1 protein-coding gene is annotated in these 514 nt (G+C 63.6%); it reads right to left on the reverse strand.

The features are described 5' to 3' along the window. A partial coding sequence (locus U9980_RS28615) for a toprim domain-containing protein (RefSeq protein ID WP_416210309.1) occupies nucleotides 1–300 on the reverse strand: 300 nt, incomplete at its 3' end. Nucleotides 301–514: the final 214 nt, after the last annotated feature.

A 514-nucleotide genomic window follows, 5' to 3' on the forward strand; every position in this document is an offset into this window, starting at 1 on the left:
ATCAGGGTTCTGCTGCCACCAGTCGTTGAGATCCTTCACCCCGACGGGCGGCATGACGGTCACCACGAGGTGACCGCGGTGGGCGAGCCGGTCGGCGAGGCTGGCTGCGGCGTTCTGCCCAGCCGGGAGCTTGCCGGGCCTGTTCGCGGTGTCGTCGTCGAAGCAGACGAGGAACGTGGTCGTGTCGGGAAACCGGGCGGTGATGCGGCCGGTGAGAGCCTCGGCGCCGTCGGGTCCGGCGTGGGCGGTACCGAGGACTGGAGCGACGTCAGCTACACGATCGATATCACCAGGTCGAATCTATCTAAAACAGCCTAATCGATCTACTTTTTAGAGCAGTGCCCCCAGCCACCATCGATCGGAATACGGGCTACGAAAGGGAGGCCGCCGAGTATCTCGACGGCCGTCACATGTCCTCGGCCAGTCGTCCACGGATCTCTGCAGCTTCCTCTCCGCGGTCCACGTCGTCGAGAAGATCAGCCAGGAGACGGCAACCATATTCGAAACGGGGACC

Origin of the sequence: Protofrankia sp. Cr1, from assembly GCF_963555865.1 — a bacterium.
Lineage (GTDB): Bacteria > Actinomycetota > Actinomycetes > Frankiales > Frankiaceae > Protofrankia.